General features: G+C 68.9%; 31 protein-coding genes. 5 read left to right on the top strand and 26 right to left on the bottom strand.

All coding sequences use genetic code 11. The features are described from left to right. Positions 1–5: 5 nt before the first annotated feature. From ABT186_RS02065 to ABT186_RS02035, 7 genes are all read right to left on the bottom strand, one after another. Positions 6–470 carry a hypothetical protein gene (locus ABT186_RS02065; RefSeq protein WP_351923100.1) on the bottom strand — a complete coding sequence of 155 codons (465 nt, stop codon included), beginning with the start codon at positions 468–470 and terminating at the stop codon, positions 6–8. Positions 471–544: 74 nt separating this feature from the next. Continuing rightward, positions 545–736 (bottom strand): hypothetical protein, encoded by a 192-nt coding sequence (locus ABT186_RS02060; protein WP_351923098.1) that lies wholly within the window; start codon positions 734–736, stop codon positions 545–547. Further along, positions 733–1,161 (bottom strand): hypothetical protein, encoded by a 429-nt coding sequence (locus ABT186_RS02055; RefSeq protein WP_351923096.1) that lies wholly within the window; start codon positions 1,159–1,161, stop codon positions 733–735. The genes ABT186_RS02060 and ABT186_RS02055 overlap by 4 nt, the downstream gene beginning before the upstream one ends. Before the next feature lie 134 nt (positions 1,162–1,295). Then, positions 1,296–2,135, bottom strand: a complete 840-nt coding sequence (locus tag ABT186_RS02050; protein ID WP_351923094.1) for a glycoside hydrolase family 16 protein — start codon at positions 2,133–2,135, stop codon at positions 1,296–1,298. A gap of 39 nt (positions 2,136–2,174) precedes the next feature. Then, positions 2,175–2,387: a hypothetical protein gene (locus ABT186_RS02045; protein ID WP_351923092.1), complete on the bottom strand. Its 213-nt coding sequence runs from the start codon at positions 2,385–2,387 to the stop codon at positions 2,175–2,177. A gap of 115 nt (positions 2,388–2,502) precedes the next feature. Then, complete coding sequence (locus ABT186_RS02040; RefSeq protein ID WP_351923090.1) at positions 2,503–3,162, bottom strand: hypothetical protein; 660 nt, start codon at positions 3,160–3,162, stop codon at positions 2,503–2,505. A 76-nt stretch (positions 3,163–3,238) separates the two neighbouring features. Next, positions 3,239–3,439 carry a helix-turn-helix transcriptional regulator gene (locus ABT186_RS02035; RefSeq protein WP_351923088.1) on the bottom strand — a complete coding sequence of 67 codons (201 nt, stop codon included), beginning with the start codon at positions 3,437–3,439 and terminating at the stop codon, positions 3,239–3,241. A gap of 59 nt (positions 3,440–3,498) precedes the next feature. Between ABT186_RS02035 and ABT186_RS02030 the strand changes: the two genes are divergently transcribed. Further along, entirely contained in the window at positions 3,499–4,704 is a 1,206-nt protein-coding gene (locus tag ABT186_RS02030; RefSeq protein WP_351923086.1) for an RNA-guided endonuclease InsQ/TnpB family protein, read from the top strand. An 82-nt stretch (positions 4,705–4,786) separates the two neighbouring features. Here ABT186_RS02030 and ABT186_RS02025 read toward each other — a convergent pair whose 3' ends face one another. The 11 genes from ABT186_RS02025 to ABT186_RS01975 all read right to left on the bottom strand — a co-directional run bounded on the left by ABT186_RS02025 (position 4,787) and on the right by ABT186_RS01975 (position 9,024). After that, positions 4,787–5,080 carry a hypothetical protein gene (locus tag ABT186_RS02025; RefSeq protein ID WP_351923084.1) on the bottom strand — a complete coding sequence of 98 codons (294 nt, stop codon included), beginning with the start codon at positions 5,078–5,080 and terminating at the stop codon, positions 4,787–4,789. A 277-nt stretch (positions 5,081–5,357) separates the two neighbouring features. Further along, positions 5,358–5,843, bottom strand: coding sequence for a hypothetical protein (locus tag ABT186_RS02020; protein ID WP_351923082.1), 486 nt, complete (start codon positions 5,841–5,843; stop codon positions 5,358–5,360). Positions 5,844–5,944: 101 nt separating this feature from the next. Beyond that, a complete protein-coding gene (locus ABT186_RS02015; protein WP_351923080.1) occupies positions 5,945–6,160 on the bottom strand; it encodes a hypothetical protein in 216 nt (71 codons plus the stop codon). Next, on the bottom strand, positions 6,157–6,387 hold the full coding sequence (locus tag ABT186_RS02010; RefSeq protein WP_351923079.1) for a hypothetical protein: 231 nt from the start codon (positions 6,385–6,387) through the stop codon (positions 6,157–6,159). Before ABT186_RS02010 ends, ABT186_RS02015 begins: the two co-directional genes overlap by 4 nt. 3 nt (positions 6,388–6,390) lie before the next feature. Then, complete coding sequence (locus ABT186_RS02005) at positions 6,391–6,624, bottom strand: hypothetical protein (RefSeq protein WP_351923077.1); 234 nt, start codon at positions 6,622–6,624, stop codon at positions 6,391–6,393. Positions 6,625–6,627: 3 nt separating this feature from the next. Further along, complete coding sequence (locus ABT186_RS02000; RefSeq protein WP_351923075.1) at positions 6,628–6,789, bottom strand: hypothetical protein; 162 nt, start codon at positions 6,787–6,789, stop codon at positions 6,628–6,630. Continuing rightward, on the bottom strand, positions 6,786–7,106 hold the full coding sequence (locus tag ABT186_RS01995; protein WP_351923073.1) for a hypothetical protein: 321 nt from the start codon (positions 7,104–7,106) through the stop codon (positions 6,786–6,788). Before ABT186_RS01995 ends, ABT186_RS02000 begins: the two co-directional genes overlap by 4 nt. A gap of 14 nt (positions 7,107–7,120) precedes the next feature. Continuing rightward, complete coding sequence (locus ABT186_RS01990; RefSeq protein ID WP_351923071.1) at positions 7,121–7,831, bottom strand: PP2C family protein-serine/threonine phosphatase; 711 nt, start codon at positions 7,829–7,831, stop codon at positions 7,121–7,123. A 48-nt stretch (positions 7,832–7,879) separates the two neighbouring features. Next, positions 7,880–8,149, bottom strand: a complete 270-nt coding sequence (locus ABT186_RS01985; protein WP_351923069.1) for a hypothetical protein — start codon at positions 8,147–8,149, stop codon at positions 7,880–7,882. A 13-nt stretch (positions 8,150–8,162) separates the two neighbouring features. Then, positions 8,163–8,504 carry a hypothetical protein gene (locus ABT186_RS01980; protein WP_351923068.1) on the bottom strand — a complete coding sequence of 114 codons (342 nt, stop codon included), beginning with the start codon at positions 8,502–8,504 and terminating at the stop codon, positions 8,163–8,165. A 61-nt stretch (positions 8,505–8,565) separates the two neighbouring features. After that, positions 8,566–9,024: a hypothetical protein gene (locus ABT186_RS01975; protein ID WP_351923066.1), complete on the bottom strand. Its 459-nt coding sequence runs from the start codon at positions 9,022–9,024 to the stop codon at positions 8,566–8,568. A 90-nt stretch (positions 9,025–9,114) separates the two neighbouring features. Between ABT186_RS01975 and ABT186_RS01970 the strand changes: the two genes are divergently transcribed. The 4 genes from ABT186_RS01970 to ABT186_RS01955 are packed head-to-tail and all read left to right on the top strand — an operon-like array spanning position 9,115 to position 10,110. Continuing rightward, positions 9,115–9,417: a sigma-70 family RNA polymerase sigma factor gene (locus ABT186_RS01970; protein ID WP_351923064.1), complete on the top strand. Its 303-nt coding sequence runs from the start codon at positions 9,115–9,117 to the stop codon at positions 9,415–9,417. Further along, the gene (locus ABT186_RS01965) at positions 9,414–9,668 is read left to right on the top strand and encodes a hypothetical protein (RefSeq protein ID WP_351923062.1); all 255 of its coding nucleotides are present in this window, start codon (positions 9,414–9,416) and stop codon (positions 9,666–9,668) included. The genes ABT186_RS01970 and ABT186_RS01965 overlap by 4 nt, the downstream gene beginning before the upstream one ends. Next, positions 9,665–9,862, top strand: a complete 198-nt coding sequence (locus ABT186_RS01960; RefSeq protein WP_351923060.1) for a hypothetical protein — start codon at positions 9,665–9,667, stop codon at positions 9,860–9,862. The genes ABT186_RS01965 and ABT186_RS01960 overlap by 4 nt, the downstream gene beginning before the upstream one ends. Positions 9,863–9,915: 53 nt before the next feature. After that, positions 9,916–10,110, top strand: a complete 195-nt coding sequence (locus tag ABT186_RS01955; RefSeq protein WP_351923058.1) for a hypothetical protein — start codon at positions 9,916–9,918, stop codon at positions 10,108–10,110. On the opposite strand, the gene ABT186_RS01950 is transcribed toward ABT186_RS01955, so the two are convergent. From ABT186_RS01950 to ABT186_RS01915, 8 genes are all read right to left on the bottom strand, one after another. Further along, positions 10,107–10,322, bottom strand: coding sequence for a hypothetical protein (locus tag ABT186_RS01950; RefSeq protein ID WP_351923056.1), 216 nt, complete (start codon positions 10,320–10,322; stop codon positions 10,107–10,109). The genes ABT186_RS01955 and ABT186_RS01950 overlap by 4 nt on opposite strands. After that, entirely contained in the window at positions 10,322–10,624 is a 303-nt protein-coding gene (locus ABT186_RS01945) for a DUF7739 domain-containing protein (protein ID WP_351923055.1), read from the bottom strand. Before ABT186_RS01945 ends, ABT186_RS01950 begins: the two co-directional genes overlap by 1 nt. A 14-nt stretch (positions 10,625–10,638) precedes the next feature. Beyond that, a complete protein-coding gene (locus tag ABT186_RS01940) occupies positions 10,639–11,151 on the bottom strand; it encodes a DUF6197 family protein (protein ID WP_351923053.1) in 513 nt (170 codons plus the stop codon). An 89-nt stretch (positions 11,152–11,240) separates the two neighbouring features. Then, positions 11,241–11,414: a hypothetical protein gene (locus ABT186_RS01935; protein WP_351923051.1), complete on the bottom strand. Its 174-nt coding sequence runs from the start codon at positions 11,412–11,414 to the stop codon at positions 11,241–11,243. 15 nt (positions 11,415–11,429) lie between these two features. Further along, the gene (locus ABT186_RS01930; protein ID WP_351923049.1) at positions 11,430–11,618 is read right to left on the bottom strand and encodes a hypothetical protein; all 189 of its coding nucleotides are present in this window, start codon (positions 11,616–11,618) and stop codon (positions 11,430–11,432) included. Positions 11,619–11,775: 157 nt separating this feature from the next. After that, a complete protein-coding gene (locus ABT186_RS01925) occupies positions 11,776–12,186 on the bottom strand; it encodes a hypothetical protein (protein WP_351923047.1) in 411 nt (136 codons plus the stop codon). 222 nt (positions 12,187–12,408) lie between these two features. After that, positions 12,409–14,664, bottom strand: a complete 2,256-nt coding sequence (locus ABT186_RS01920; protein WP_351923045.1) for a hypothetical protein — start codon at positions 14,662–14,664, stop codon at positions 12,409–12,411. 58 nt (positions 14,665–14,722) lie between these two features. Then, the gene (locus ABT186_RS01915; RefSeq protein WP_351923043.1) at positions 14,723–15,313 is read right to left on the bottom strand and encodes a hypothetical protein; all 591 of its coding nucleotides are present in this window, start codon (positions 15,311–15,313) and stop codon (positions 14,723–14,725) included. Positions 15,314–15,326 lie beyond the last annotated feature (13 nt).

The following is a 15,326-nucleotide window of genomic DNA, read 5'->3' as shown; positions in this document are numbered from 1 at the left end:
CGGGATCAGCTCGCGGCGGGCGGCTGCTGCTGGAGGAGCGCCTCGGCCTTGACGACCGCGGCCTCGAACCGGGCGACGATGTCAGCACCCTCGGCCTTGGCCTCGTCGACGACGGCCTTCACGTCGGCGGTGACCCCGGCGCGGAGGTCGGCGAGGATCGGCTTGACGCCGTCGAGCACAGCCGCAGCTTCCTTCTCGTAGTGGGAGAAGACGGCGCGGGCTTCGTCGGCGAGGTGGTGGCCCTCGTCCTCGAGCTGGGTGACGAGGTCGTGGAAGCGGTCGGTGATCACGGACATGGGGTGCTCCAGGGAGTGAGGGTGTGCGGTGGCGATGTGCTGTCGGAGGGCGGCGAGGTCCATGACGACGGTGACGTGGTGTAGGTCGAGGCCGGTCTGCGTGAGCGGCAGGATGATCGGGGCGGCGCACGCCGGGCAGCGGAGCGTGAAGCTGTCGCCGAGAAGGGATGCCATGGAGGCGCTCCGGGGTGAGGGTGAGGGTGGCCTGCTGCCCGGCGGCAGCGTGGGTGAAGTCCGGGCAGCAGGGGTCAGCGGGGGTCGGGCAGGAATTCGGCGCCGCGTCCGCGGGACTGGCACGGTTCGAGGTCATGCCACCAGCGGGTCTCCCCCAGCCAGGCGGGCTGGCCGCAGCGGGAGCAGCGGCCGGGAAGCGGCTCCCAGTCGTTAAGCGCGAACGGGGCGTCGACGGCACGCCACTCGTCGAGGCTGCGGGTGGTCACCAGGAGCCGGACCAGTCGCCGGGCCCCTGCCACATCGTTTCGACGGTCTCGCGGGTGCGGTGTTCGTCGCACAGCGGCTCACGGAAGTACATGGGCCGGATGTCGGCGCCCTGCTTCGTCGGGGTGTCACAGCGGCCGTCCCCGACCGGTGCCCGGCAACCTGCCCAGTCCATGTACTGGGTGTCGAGGCGCAGCTTGTCGAGGAGGACGGCCCGCATGTGGGCGTATGCCTCGTCGGCTGTGTCGTGGCCGATCCGCTCCCACGTTGGGGACGCGTCGCGTTCATCGGCGGGCGTCTGAAGCATCTCCAGCCATGCCTCGGAGCAGCATTCGGCGTAGCGGCCCATGCGGTCGTTGCCGCCGGTGTAGATCCATTTCCCAGCGCGGGGGCCTCGGTCGATCTGCTGGACGGTGTGGTGCTGCATGACGCCTCCGAGGGTGTTGAGGGTTGTTCTCGCGGGCCCGGGTGCGTGCCGGGCCCGCGAGCGGCCCGCCACCCTCGGGGCGGGCGGTCTCGCCGGCCGCGAGCGAGTGGGCGGCTCACGGCGGGAAACTCGGGTCAGGACCAGGTGTCGACTTCGACATACGTGATGTCGATCTGGTCCCAGCTGCCGGGCGCGGCCTGCTCGCCATCCAGCGACGACTCGTTCTGGATGTCCCAGTCCATGGCGACGTTCGGCGAGTGCCTGCTGGTGCCGATGACCTTGCCGTCGATCGCGAAAGTCACGGACGACGGCGACCAGGCCGTCGAGTAGGTATGCCAGCTCCCCCACGAGGCGCGGGAGTCGAACGCGTCCTGGCCACCGCAGTTCGCCGGGTGGTCGAACGCCGACGGCGACTGGTCATGCGACGACTCGGGGAAGTCGATCTCCGAGCATCCTCCGCCCGACACGGGCCAAAGCAGCTGCGCCGACTTGAACCCGCGCCCGACGTGGGAGACCCGCTCGCGGATCACGTACCGCCCGTACTTGAGACCCATCGCCCGCTTCGGCACGACGGTCGCGGAGTGGACGTCGCCACCAGACCGCGGCCGGTACATGCGGATATGCATCTGCCCGTCACCCCACGGGGAGGGCGCCACCCACACCGTGTCCTCCGGGTGATACATGCCGCCCACCGCGTAGACGCCGAGCTGCCCGCTCTTCGCCGTGTCCGGCCAGCTGCTCGGGTACGCCCACCAGTTCGCCCGCATGCTGCCCGACAGGCCACCGCAGTACGCCCGCGCCGTGTCCGTGTTGTGCCCGCAGTCGGAGAAGCCACCCAGCTTGACCGGGGTGTTCATCGAGTCGGACCACAGGTAGTGGAAGCCGGGCGTGTGGCCCGCGGCACGGGCCGGCGTAGCGTTGACGCCCATCAGCGCGGCGACCGCGACAGCCACAGCAGCGAGACGACGAAGCATCGCGGCACCCCCCGTTCCGGTGTCCGAGCTGGCGTGAGTTCAGGCGGCGTGCGCGTGTTCGTCGCGGGCTGCGACCAATGCCTCGATCTCCGGCCGGGCGTACAGGGTTCCGTCGGCGCGGCGGCGCCCGGGGAAGCGGCGGATCTTCCCGCGGGTGGCCCATTGGCGTATGGCCGCCTCGGACACCCCTGCTATCTGCGCGGCTTTCGATGCGGGGATCAGATCCTCGGGATACAGGTGCCAGAGGTCCACGCTCACCCCCAGGAACGACGAAACCCCCGGCGCCGATGGGTGCCGGGGGTTCGTGGGCATAGCTGTTCTACTGGGGGCGATTGTGACAGAGAGCGACCCTATACCGCAAGGATCATCAGGCGGCTAGGGTCTGCGTCTGTTCTTGGTACATGCTCAGCCAGTTCTCGCGCGTGTATCGGGCGCCGCACGTGCGGCACTTGGCTGAGGTGGCCCAGACGTCTATTCGCATTGCGGCGCCGCATACAGTGCCGTCGTCGTAGGCGGCAAGGCATCCGACTCGGATGGTGCGGCGTTTCTTCCCGGTGACGATCTCCTTGGACTCTCCGTAGAGCTGGGCCAGGTCTCGGTCGAGGTCGTCGATGTACTCGTAGCTGGCGCATGCCCACAGCAGGTTGTTGCCGAGGAACTCCAGCACCTTGGGGAGGGTTTGTGCGGCGTTGCCGTGCCATTCCCGAGGCGACCATTGCAATGCGTCGCGCCACTCGTCTTCTTGCTTGCCGAGCATGTCGGCTACTCCCCCGGGGCCGAGGAGGTTGAGTACCTGGACGTTGAGCGGCATCCGCGAGCCGGGGACAGTGCGCGTGCTGGTCTCTCCGGTGCGTTCCGGCATGAGGAAGCGAGGCAGTTGGGTGTAGTACTCGGCGATGCCGGCGAGGCGTTCCCCGATGCGGCGTTCGCAGCCGTGGCAGGCGGTGCGGGTGGCTTGGCCATACAGGGGTCGGCCGCAGCAGATGCAGGGGGGCGTGTCGTGTGGGGAGTCGTTGCCATCGGACACCGTGGGGCCTCCCGGGGCGCATGAGGGTCTTGCGCCCATTGTGCACACCGTGCGTGACAACGCCGGGGTGAGCGGATCAGCGCGGGTGCTGCCGCTTGCGCGCTGGATGATCGCGACGCCAAGCCGTGAGTGCGCTCCGATCAAAGAGCAGCGTGCGGCCGACTTTGATCGGCTGCGGGAACCCTTTGACGCGTCGCACGTACAGGTATACCGACTCCTTCTTGATCCCGAGCAGGTCGGCCGCCTGCTCGGTCGTCGCCATCTCGTCGATATTCATAGTCAGCATGGTAAGGGCTGGTACACTATTCATAGTCACTGTGAATTGAGGGGGTGGATGTGCATCGGACTTACAAGTTCCTGTTGCGCCCCACCGCCCGGCAGGTGGCATCGCTTGCCGCGATGCTCGAAGACCACCGCCAGCTCTACAACGCCGCCCTCGAAGAACGGCGCACGGCTTGGCGCACGCGGCGCATCGCAACGAGCTACTACACGCAGCAACCTCAGCTCACCGAGATACGAAGGGCAGACCCAGACGGTCAAGGCCGGTGGTCTTGCAGCTCACAACAGTCCACCTTGAGGCGCCTTGAGAAGGCATTCAGGGCGTTCTATCGGCGAGTTAAGGCAGGTCAGAAACCCGGATACCCGCGGTTCAAAGGGGTCAGCCGCTTCGACACGGTCGAGTTTCCAAAAGATGGGGACGGTTGCCGCTGGGACTCCACCCGACATGATCCCGTGGCTCGCGTGTACTTCAAGGGCGTCGGACACATCCGAGTGCACCAGCATCGGCCTGTGAAGGGGCGCGTGAAGACGATCAGCGTAACGCGAGAGGGTAGTCGCTGGTATGTGTTCCTCGCCTGTGACGAGGTACCAGCAGCGCCACTCCCGGCTACCGGCGCGATAGTCGGCGTCGATATGGGCGTCGCGCACTTCCTGACCACCTCGGACGGCGAACATATCGCCAACCCCCGGTTCCTCGAAGCCGCAGCCGAGGAGCTCGCCGAGGCGCAACGGCATCTGGCGACGTTCCCCAAGCGCACCAAACGGCGGACCAAGGCGCACCGGGCCGCCGCGCGGAAGGTCGCCAAGATCCACGCCAGGATCCAGCGCCAGCGCCTTGATTACGCCCACAAGACCGCCCTCGCCCTCGTCCGTGACTACGACGTGATTGCGCACGAGCGGCTCAACACTGCGGGCATGACCAAAACGCCGGCGCCCAAGCCCGACCCCGAGACGCCCGGCGCATTCCTGCCGAACGGCGCCGCCGCCAAGTCCGGCCTCAACCGATCGATCCTTGACGCGGGTTGGGGGGTGTTCCTCGCGATCCTCGCCAACAAGGCTGAAAGTGCCGGTCGGACCGTGATCGCTGTGGACCCTCGCAACACCTCCCGCACCTGCCCCGAATGCGGGCACGTCGCGAAGGAGAACCGCGTCACCCAAAGCAAGTTCGAGTGCACGGCGTGCCGTTTCACCGCGAACGCGGATCACGTCGGCGCATTGAACGTCCTCAACAGGGCCGGGCTGGTCCTCTGCGACGCTACCTAGTCAGCGATCCAGGAAGCCCGCGCGATACGCGTGGGCGGAGTCACGGCCTCCCGCAGCCACGCCAGCATGCGGTCCGTGTCCGTCACCGCTGCCCCTGCTTCTCGTCGCGCAAGGCGTAGCAGCAGCAGACGTCGGGCAGATCCTCGTAGCCTGCGGCGGCGTCCTCCATGCAGGAGTCGCAGCAACCCCCGCGGTGGTGCTCGGTCTCCGAGTAGTAGTCGTAGGAGTCCCAGTAGGCGGTGAGTTGGTCACGGAAGCGCCGGAACCAGCGCAGTTGCGAGCGCGGACCCCACTTCGCCACCACGTCCGGGATGCGGCCGCCGACCGGTGGGTGCTTCGGCTCGTAAGCCGGGTCGTCCAAGGGTGCGATGCTCATCGCTCGCCCTCCGGCCCGACGTGCAGCAGCCACGGCGGCATGCGGGTTTCGGCGGCCGGATGGTCACCGACGGACCAGAAAACGGCCCGCTGTGGGCAATCCGGGCACGACTGCTCCAGCAGCCAGTACCCGGCCACCCAGCGGGACCGCAGCCTCCACCGTCGGCGCCCGACCTGCTTGCGCACGCGGACGCGTCGGGGCGGGATCCAGCGGGTGGTGCTGGTGCTGTTCGGGTGCAGGCACAGGGCGATACCGTCACCGATCGGGGTTTAGACGCTCACCACTCAACCTCCGTGATCGTGAAGGACGGCTGCACTCGATGGCAGGCGTGCGCGCACCGTCCCACGTACACGTCGGCGTAGTCGAGTTCCGGGCCGCCGTCGCGGTACAGCAGCCCGTCACGGCACTCCGGGTCACCGGCCGCCGCGCACTCCTCGCAGGGGCGTGGCGTCACGTCGTGCGTGTACGGCGGCCCGCTCTGCGGCGGCGGGTTGAGGAGCGCGTGGAGCAGCCGGCCCGCCCCTTTGGGGACCACGTCCATGCGGTGGTCCTCGGCGAGGTGCCGCTGCAGCATCCCGGCGGCTTCGCGCCCGTACCGTTCGATGATCTCGCCGACCTGGTCATCGAGCGTGTCGTCGGCCGTCGGGACGCGGAGCGTCGGGCTGTTGTACACGCGGCTGAAGTGGCAGCCGTGCGGGCAATGCGGCAGCGCCTCCAGGAAGTCCCGGAGGCGACGCAACTCGGGAGGGTCGAGCAGGGCCATGCGGCCAGTATGCGCCCCGCCGTGACACCCGTCCGGGCCTCGCACACGCCGAAGCCCGCCCCCGGTGGGAGCGGGAGCGGGCCCTGCGCGGTTCGGATCATCTACAGCTCGTTGGGCTGGATATCGAAGGCGATCGCCACACCGCCAACGGCCAGCGGATCCTTCTCGTCGATCTCCGCCCGGATCTCGTTGAAAAGGCTAAGCCGCGTTGAGCCGGGCACGGGTGTCATAACGCCTTGGTAGGAGTTGAGCCGGAATCCGGCGGCGTTGGGAGTCTGGATGGTCATGAACCAGAAGTACGGGACGGGCTTCCTCATGTCGTCTCCTTGTCTGCGGCCCGCCCGATCCAGGATGCGATGACGGCGACCGTCCCCCAGCCCCATCCGGCGAGCCACTGCACGATGCGTTCGTCGTAGGCGCCGAGCTCAACCCCGGCCGCGGTGAGCGTGGCTCGGAGGATGGTCTCCTGCTCGGCGTGCGGCCGGTAGTCGACGGGTTCGCGGTCGATCGGGCCCGACGGGATGACGGGCGGGTCGGAGGTCATCGGCTACGCCTTGAGGGCGTCGATCGCGGCGATGACGTCGGCGACACCACGGTTGTACGCCTCGTCGGTCTCGTCACCGGTGGCGTCGGTGAGGTACTCGCCGCGCGCCGTCTCGACAGCGTCGGAGAGTGCCCTTGCGGCTGCCTCCTTCTCGACGCGGTCGAGCAACTCGTCGAGGTATTCGCCGCCAAGATGGGCGTCATCCGCGTAGTTGTACAGGTCATCTCGTGCGCTCATGGTTCAGTCCTCGTCTCGGTGGATGTCGTAGTCGTTGGCGTCCCACGCCCGGTCGTACAGGGCGCAGGTGCGGGGGTCGTCGTCCCGGGCGTGCTGCCGGGGCTCGACCAGCGGCGGGACAGGGGCGGGGTCGGTCGGGCCGTCGAGCAGCGGGCGGGCGGTCACCAGGGCTCCTCGTCGTAGTCGTCGTAGTCGCTGTAGTCCTTGATGGACTCCGGCCGCGGGATCAGGGCCGGGGCGTGCTGGTCGTCCGGCGCGGCCCACACGTAGCGGACCTGGCAGCCGTTCTCACCCTGGACGATCTCGGGCATGTAGCGGGGCTCGTCGGCAGGCCACGCGTCCGGCCACGCGCCGGTGAGGCCGCGCTCTCCGCTCGGCATCTGGTTCGAGGGCGGCCAGAACGCTTTCGGCTCCCATCGGGTTTGGCCGTCCCAGGGGCCGCCGATGTAGGCGACTTCGCGTTCGAACTCGGGGTTGGGCATGGGGCTCTCTTTCGTCAGCTGGTGGGGCGGAGGTCGGCGATGAGGACGGTGGCGTTGTCGATGTGCGGGCCTGCGTGGTCGATCGCGGCCTGGACGAAGTCGCGTGCGGTCTCGCGGGGGTCGCCGATGAGGTAGTCGGCGAGGTTCCGGCCCGAGTCTTCGAGCGGCTCATACGCGCCGTCGGAAGCGAGGAGGAGCCGGCAGTCTTCCGGATAGCGGGTCACGGATTCGATCGCCGGGTGCCCGTACCGGTTCTTCACCTCGTCGTCGGTCTCGGCGTTGCCGAGGCAGGACGTGATGATGTTGCGGTTGCCCCGGAAGACGCGCCGCAGGTTGTGATCGTCGGTGAGCCGGTGCAGGTTGCCGCGGACGAGGAGGTAGGCGCGGGCGTCACCACACCAGGCAACCGTGAGGGGCTTTCCGGGGGCGGTGACGGCGACAACCGCGCACGCTTCCGGCATCCGCGCCCACGGCCCCTGCCGGTCGGGGTTGGCGGCGTAGGCGTCGTACACGGCGCGCAGGCCGGCCTCCGCGTCACCGCGGCGAGCAGCCGCCCGGGCGAGACGACGCGCCGCGGCACGGGTCCAGTCCCGGACGTCGTCGTTGGAGCCGATGCCGTCGAGGAGAACGTAGGCGCGGGCCCCGGACGGCGCGGTCGACACGGCGGTGGCATCACACTGGTGAGAGCGGTCGCCTATCAGCTGGGCAGTGGCGTAAGTGCGCATGGCGAGGGCTCCTCAGGCGTAGGTGGCGGCGAGGCGGGCAACGGCGGCTCAGGCGAGCTGCGCGCTGGTGATGAGCGGGTGCGGTTCCAGGGAGACCCAGTCGCAGCCGCCGTGCGCGTGCACAGCGCCGCTCTCCTCGTCCTGCCACGCCTTGTCGAGGTCGAACGGGATACGGCGGGCGGCCTCGACGAACGGGCCTTTCGCGGCGTCCTTGGTGGCGTACACGCCGAGGACTTCGCCGCCTTCGTGGTCTTCGCCGGTGGAGAGGACCCAGACGATCGGGCCAGCCGGCTGCTGGCGGTGGGCGAGTTCCTGCATGGGATGAGTCTCCTTACGCGGCGAGTGCGAGGCGGGCGGCGGCGAGCTTGTAGGCCGGCTTTCGCGGTTTGTAGTTGAGGGCGATGACCGCAACTTCGACGCGGGTGTATCGGCGGCAGTCGTCGCGCATGTGGCGTCCGGCGTGGATGCGGGCGGGGGTCCCGGTGATGCCGAGCTTGGCGGCGGTCTTGCGGAGGGTTCCGGCGACGGAGCGGGCTTCGCGCGGGGCGAGGCCGGCGGCCATGCAGTGGGAGGCGAGGGTGCCGGTGCCGCGGCGGGCGATGCGCGAGGCGGCGCGGTTGGTGCGGGCGCGGGCCTTCAACGTGGCGCGGCGGCTGCGGTTCGAGCGGATCACGGGTCCCCCTTGGTGCGGTGCGGTGGTGGTGCCCGGCCCCGAAAGGCCGGGCGGTGGCGGGTCAGCGGCTGGCGGGCTGGTCGACGATCTCCAGCCGCTCCTGCCAGCCAGGCATGAACGTCGCCGCCTTCGCGGGCCGCTTCTCTCGGGAGGGGGTGCCGTCCAGGCGCACCTTGTCGCCGTGCACGTGGACCAGGCCCGACGTGGCGCTGACCACGTCTACCCGGGTGATGCGGAGCAGGTACGGGCGTGCTCCGCTCAGGCCGGTCAGTTCCGGGGTCACCTTCACGAGGCGCCCCATGAGGCTTTTGGCGGCGATCGCTTCCGCTGCTGCTGCGGTCCGGGTCTGGAGTGCGGCGGCGACGGTGGCGGCCTCAGCGGGGCTCGTGTCGCGGAGGTAGCGCAGCATCACGGTCTCGGCGCGGGCGATGGTCCAGCCGTTGGCCTTGGCGACCTCGTCAGCCTTTGCCTCGAAGGCGCGGATGACGTCCGCGTCGGTGGTCTTTTCGATCGATGCCATTGCCGTCTCCCCTGGCCTGTCGTCCTTGGCGATAACTCCACTGTACGGGGACCCCTTACGCCATGTCAACCCACCCCTTACACTTAATCCATGACCACACCGCCGAGCCCCTTCGAGAACCTCAAGCACCTCGCCGAACAGGGCGATCCGACCCAACGCGCCAAAGCTGTCGGCGTCGCCCTCCAGGCCATCCCCGAGCTACAGCACTGGCTCCGCGAGATCCGCCAAGGAGCCGTCAAGGAGATGCGCGACGAAGGCATGAGCCACGCCGAAGTCGGCAAAGAGCTAGGGCTCAGCCGGGCACGCGCCCAGCAGATCGCCGAAGGGCGCACCAGCGGAAAGAGGACCGACGAGCCCAAGCGCCCGGCGAGCGGCGAGGAGACCAGCGGATGAGCGCGCGCGATGAGCTGGACCACTACCTGACGTTCTCCGGTCACGGGCCACAGAAACGGAAGGCGCTGATCGACGCGTTCGCGCACGAACTGGCTGAGCAGCAGCGGATGTGGGCCCTTGACTACGTCGGGGACGGGGACAACTCGTCTTACGACTACACCTATGCCGTCACTTTGGGAGCGAAGCTGGCTGCCGACCTCATCGACCCCGGCGCGGGCCCAGCGCGCCCGGACGAGGAGCCCACACCGTGAGCCAGCCGTGCCGCGTCTACTGGGGACACAAAGGCTGCGACCTCCCGCGCGGCCACGACCCAGACCAGCAAGTACGCACGCACCGCGCGTTCGAGCCGCCCGAGGACGCCCGCACCGTGCGAGACGCATACCTGTACGGCGAGGACCTGACAGTCGAGGAACTCCGGCTCCGCGCCGAGCTGTACGGCGAATAGCCGCCTTCCCGATTCCCGCCCCGCTCCCCCACCCCGCCCGGCACACTCGGGGTATGGCGCTGAGGTTCACCGTGCAGGGCGACGACGAGGCGGAGACGACGGCCGGCTTCCATCTGCTGCTGTCCCTCGGACTGGAGACGTTGATGCCGCCGCGGATGCTCACCGATGATCGGTGGATGGCCCGCGCCGTACCCAAGACCAAGGCCCCGGCCGAGGAATCCGGTCGGGGCCCTGGCGTTTCCGGCTAGCGTCCGGCGTTGTCGATGAGCCACTGCCCGAACCGGCGCGTGGCTTCGCTATGGATGTCGGAGCAGCTGCATCCGGCAGCGAGGGCGGCGTCGACTGCGGGCTGCACCTGAGTGCGGTAGTGGTCGCCGACGGCTTCGCCGGCTCGTTCCTTCTTGTCTGACTCGACGAGGAGGTTGATGGCGGTCTCGCGAAGTTGGTTGCGGTTGGGCATCAGGTCCACTTCCAGTTCTGGCGGGCTGTGGCGGCGCGGTGGGCTGCGTCGCCGATGTCGGTGGCGAGGTCGGCCCAGTTGGTGGGCATGAGGCGGTGGCGGGCGGCTTTGTGGAGGAGGTCGCCGATTCGTTCGGCCTCAGTGGGCGGGATGCGGGCGATATCCGCGAAGCCGCCGCCGAATAGGTCGTTGATCTCCCGCCATTCGCTGGCGGTGAGAACGTGGGCGAGTTGCTGGCCAAGGTTGCTGATGGTGAGGGCGGACTTGGGTCCCTTCGCCCCGTGACTGATGCTGATTCCCAAGGCTTGTCCTTTCATCAGATGAGTTGTGCGTGTGCGAGTTCGGCGGCCCGTTCGAGGTAGCGGGCGGGGAGGCGCGGGTCGCGTTGGGCGTCGTTCCAGGACGGGACGGTGGTGGCGGTCGGGAAGTCGCGGCGGATGGCTTCGAGGAGCAGGGAGCAGGCGTCGTCGGCTTGGCCTCGGCTGCTCGCTTCGGCGCGGATGTGGCCGATCAGGCAGCCGCGGGCGTCGTCGCGCAGATGGCCGGTGCACCAGCCGTCCCGCTCGAGCCGGATCCGGGCCCGCCACAGGACTGCGGCGAGCGGCGTCTTGTAGGGGCACGGTGACAGCGTCGGGGTGAGTTTCGGCGGTGCGGTGATCTCGGGGATCGGGTCGGCGGCGGGGATGCGGGCGGTATTGACGTCGATGGCGAGGCGCGCCATGTTGCAGCGCTCCGCCATGAGCGCGTCGGTCAGAGCAAGTCGGGCTGAAAGGTCGAGAACAGGGGCCGCGGTCGGCGGACTTGCCGCGGGGGCGGTGATCGTGGTCATGTGGGCATTGCCTTCTGCGCGTTCGCGCGTGGTGGGTGGAAGGGGCGCCCCTGGTCGCTTCCAGGCATTCGAGGGGCGCCCCGGCTCGGCTACTGCGCGGTCTGCCGTGCGGCCGTGATCTCCGCGTGGGTGATTCCGGCGGCGAAGGCAGCGGTGACGATCCGGTCCCGCTGTGCGAGTTGGAACTCGTCGGGCTCGGCGAGCTTGGCGATCAGGTTCTCGGTGTTCGCGGCGAGCGCGAGCAGTTCCTGGCGCGTGGGCATTCGGGTCTCCTTCTCTCAGCTCTTGGCGATCTCTTGCGGGTACACGGCCTGCAGTGAGCCGTCCCGGTCGTTCTGGATCTGGATGACCTTCATCCCCGCGACACTTCCGACGTCGACGACAACGCCGGAATCGCCAACCTTGTGGTTCGTCGGCTGCGCGGGATTGGTCACGGTGACCTTGTCGCCGGGCTGGAAGTCGGACATAGGCTTCTCCTTGATCGGTGTCAGGCGCACCAGGCCGAACGTCGGCGCTCGCGGCGTTTCTGTACGGGGCACGAGTCGGGGTGCTCAACCTCTTTCGGGTTGCAGCACTGGCAGTGCTTGCAGTGGGTGGCGGCGCTCTTGCCGCAGTGCTCGCACATCAGACGCGCCAGCCGCCGATGCGACGGCGGGTGCGGGGGTTGCTGCCCTGGGCGACCTGCTTCTCCAGGCCGCGGAGTTCGGCCTCGTCGAGGACGCCCTCGTAGTCGTTGCTGCCGAGCGGTCCGGCAACCTGCGGGGCTCGGTCGGCGATGTTGCGCATGCCGCGGGGCGGCGCGTCGTAGACGGGCCCCTGGTTCCGGCAGAGGGCGCCGGCCGTGGTGCCGCCCGCGGTGGACTTGTGGCCGGTGATCGGGGCGCGCTCGGTGAATACGTGGACGGCGTACAGCTGCTTGTCCTCGTAGGGGGCGAGGTTGGTGGCCTGGTCGCGGACCACGTAGTAGGGCTTGCCGAACTCGGCCTGCTTCTCGAACTTCTTCCAGTCGCCGGGCTGCCAGCACTGTCCTGCCATAGTTGATCTCCTGTCGCGTTTGTTGTGGTTTGTGAACCCTGGTCAGGGCTGGTCTGCGAGCATCGCCCCAGGTCACAGCCGCTATGAGCGCCGCTATGCCGCTGCTATGACCGGCGCCCGACCAGAGCGCGACCAGAGCCGATAGCCGCTGTGACCTGCGGTTCCTCCTGCTGACCAGGTCGCTAGCACGCGTTGACCAGCAGACATAACGGGATGAATCAGTCAGAGGGCGGCACGAAGTCGATCAAGCTTGTAGCCCCGCGGGTTCTTCTTGTCGCCCATGGCTCCGAGCTGAACAGGCATGCCCACGCCCGCCTGACTCATCAGCGCCTTGAACTCGTCGACAGTCATCTCGCCGTAGGTGTCGGGGTCGTATTGCTGGATGGCGGCGAACGCCGTCTCCGTCGTCATCCGGTCGACGCCAGCCTTCTCCATGACCGCCACCGAGTCCTCGACCGCAGCCCTGGCAGGACCGTCGGTGAGCTCCACCCCCGCCGGCGGCTCGGCACCGCACAGCTTCAGCAGCTGCTCCCACGTGAGGAGCTCGACCGGGGCCGGCTTCTTGAGGTCGCCGTCCTTGTCGTACTCGGGCAGGACGTACTCGGGCAGGTCCACACCCCGCATCGCGTCGAGGCTGTCCTGGTCCGGGTCGAGCAGTCCGGCGGCCAGGCGTTCCTCGGCGAGCTGCCGCAGCACCGCGGACGGCGCCTCATGGATGGCGTACTCGATCGGCTCGTCAGCCATGCCAGGCACGCCCTGGATGAAGATGTGGCCGGCATCCTTGGGGTCGGTGGCCGTGGCCGGGGACAGCTTGTGGGGGAGGTATCCCTCCTTGACGGAGCCGTCACCGAATACGGATCGAGTGTCCTCGACCTTGCACGGGCCGATCGCCGTGAGGGCGATCATCTGGGCGACGTTCGCCCCGAGGTAACTGCTCTGGCCTCCCTGCGAGGCAGCCTGGACGACGATCAGTTCCTTGCGGCCGACGAGCAGCAGGTCGTTGTACAGACGCTTGGCCAGCGGGCTGCTCTTCGGAAGCTCGTCGAAGAAGACCGTGACGGCGGGACGCTCGGGGCTGGCCTTCCACTTCTTGCCCATGCCGAGCTTGGCCCGCAGTCGGGCCCGCCCCTTGGCCATAACCCAGAGGAACAGCAGGACGGCTTCGATCTGTTCGTTGGTGCGGGCGGTGATCCTGACGGCGTCGCCGAGATCTTCCAGGCCGTCGCCGAAGGGGTCGAGGTCGATGGTGATGTTGTCGTGGCAGGCGGTCACACCTTCGGCGAGGGCCTGCAGAATGCCGGTCTTGCCGCCGCCGGACGCCGCCACCCACAGGCCCATGACGCCGGCCAGCGACAGCTCCAGCGGGTCCCCGCCGACGGAAGTCCCGACACGGAACCTGTCAGTGATCGACAAGGACTTGGGGGCGCGGTACGGCAGACCGGGAGCCGTGGCGAACGGGTTGCCTTCGACGAGCCGCAGCACGGCGCACGCCCGACGAGCCTTGAGAGGCTGCGGCCGGACCCCGTTGGTAGGCAGGTCGAACTTGGTCTCCAGGTCACCACTCTTGTCGATGATCGCCTCGGGGGTGCCTTCGCCGACTCGGACGGTGCACTGCCAGCCCCACGGCTGCCGCTGCACGTCCGACACTTCGACGACCGGTACGTTCTCGGCGACCATCGCCAGCAGGACGCATTCAGCGAGCTGCTGCGGCGTCCGCGCGTTGCGCAGCGGGAACGGCTTGGCCCCTTCGGGCAGCTGCTCGACGGACATGAACACGTTTCCGCCGACGATCGGCGTCGCTCCCCCGGCCGGATCCGCCAGAAACGTGGCCGGGGTCGGGACGAAAGGGGCCTCACCTGCCGGCTCGCTGCCGCGGGCGACGAACGGGCGGGAAAGCACGTACCAACCCCAGGACGCTCCGGCACCGATCGCGGCGATGATGAGCGGCTGCCCGGTGACGGCCTGCTCGATGGCGGTCCCGAGCAGCGGCAGCGAGGCGATGCCTCCGCCGAAGAGCATGCCGGCGCGGGCAGCCTTCTTTCCGTGCCGGGCGTTGCTGATCTCGCGGTCGGTGGGCGGCAGGACGGGCATGGCCTGGAGGGACGCCAGCTTGGCCTCCTCGGCGGCGACCCGGCCGGCGAGGCTGGCGAGGGCGCCGGGGTTGGCGCCGTTCTCGCTGGTCTCGGCCTGCGCTTTGGCCGCGTGGAAGCGGGCATGAGCTTCGGCGACGATCCGCTGCTGCTGGGCGAGGCGGTTGTCGTGCTTGCGCTGCTTCCGGTCGGTGGCGTGCTGGATGATGTCGACGTGGTCGAGGTCGCCGGTGGCGAGCCAGTCCTTGACGCGGGCGCCGGCGTGCTTGCGCTGTTCGGCGAACGCGGCTTTCATCCGGTCGCCGCGGGTCGGCTCCTTTGTCTCCTTGTCGGTCGGCTGCTCGGCGGGCTGCTGTTCGATCGCGTCGGCCTGTACTTCGGTGGCCACTGGCCTGGTCCTTTCTTGGGCGGGGGCGGGGCCCGGGTTGGGCCCCGCGGGTGGGTGGCTACAGGCCGCCGAGGACTCCGCTGAGGGAGCCGACGAGGGAGTTGGTCATCTGGTGGCCCATGGTGCCGACGACGGTTCCGGCGAGGGAGATGCCGAGCAGGGCGACGAGGGTCGCGTCGAAGGCCTTGATGTGGCCGTGCTTGACCTTGAAGAAGACGATGATGCCGAGGACGAGGATCGCGGTGGCACCGACGGCGATGTATCCGCCTCCGGCCTGGGTGACGACCTGCTGGTTGTATCCGGCCGGGACCTGCCCGGTGTTGTACGGGTTCTGCAGTTGGGCGCCGGTGCCGCCGTCGGGGGTGAGCCCGTTGGTGATCCCGGCAGTGCCCGGCGTGGTGTCGGTCTTGAACGCAGCGACGGTTGCAACGTGCGCGGCGGTGGCCTGGTGGCCGTAGCCGCCCATGCCGGTGATCCGCATTGTCCGCCCGTCCGGCAGGGTCACGGGGGCGGTGACGGCGCGGTGCGCGACGGTCTGGGTCTCGGCGGAAGCGGTCGGCGAGTCGGCGAGGGTGATCGCTGCGGCGCCTCCGAGGAGGGCGAAGGCCGCACTGCCCGAAACGGCGAACTGACGAAGTGTGATGGTCATTTCTTCTCTCCGG

The sequence above is a fragment of the Streptomyces sp. NPDC001634 genome, assembly GCF_040298185.1.
In the GTDB taxonomy this organism is placed as follows: Bacteria; Actinomycetota; Actinomycetes; order Streptomycetales; family Streptomycetaceae; genus Streptomyces.
This window is presented reverse-complemented; position numbering and strand designations above follow the sequence as displayed.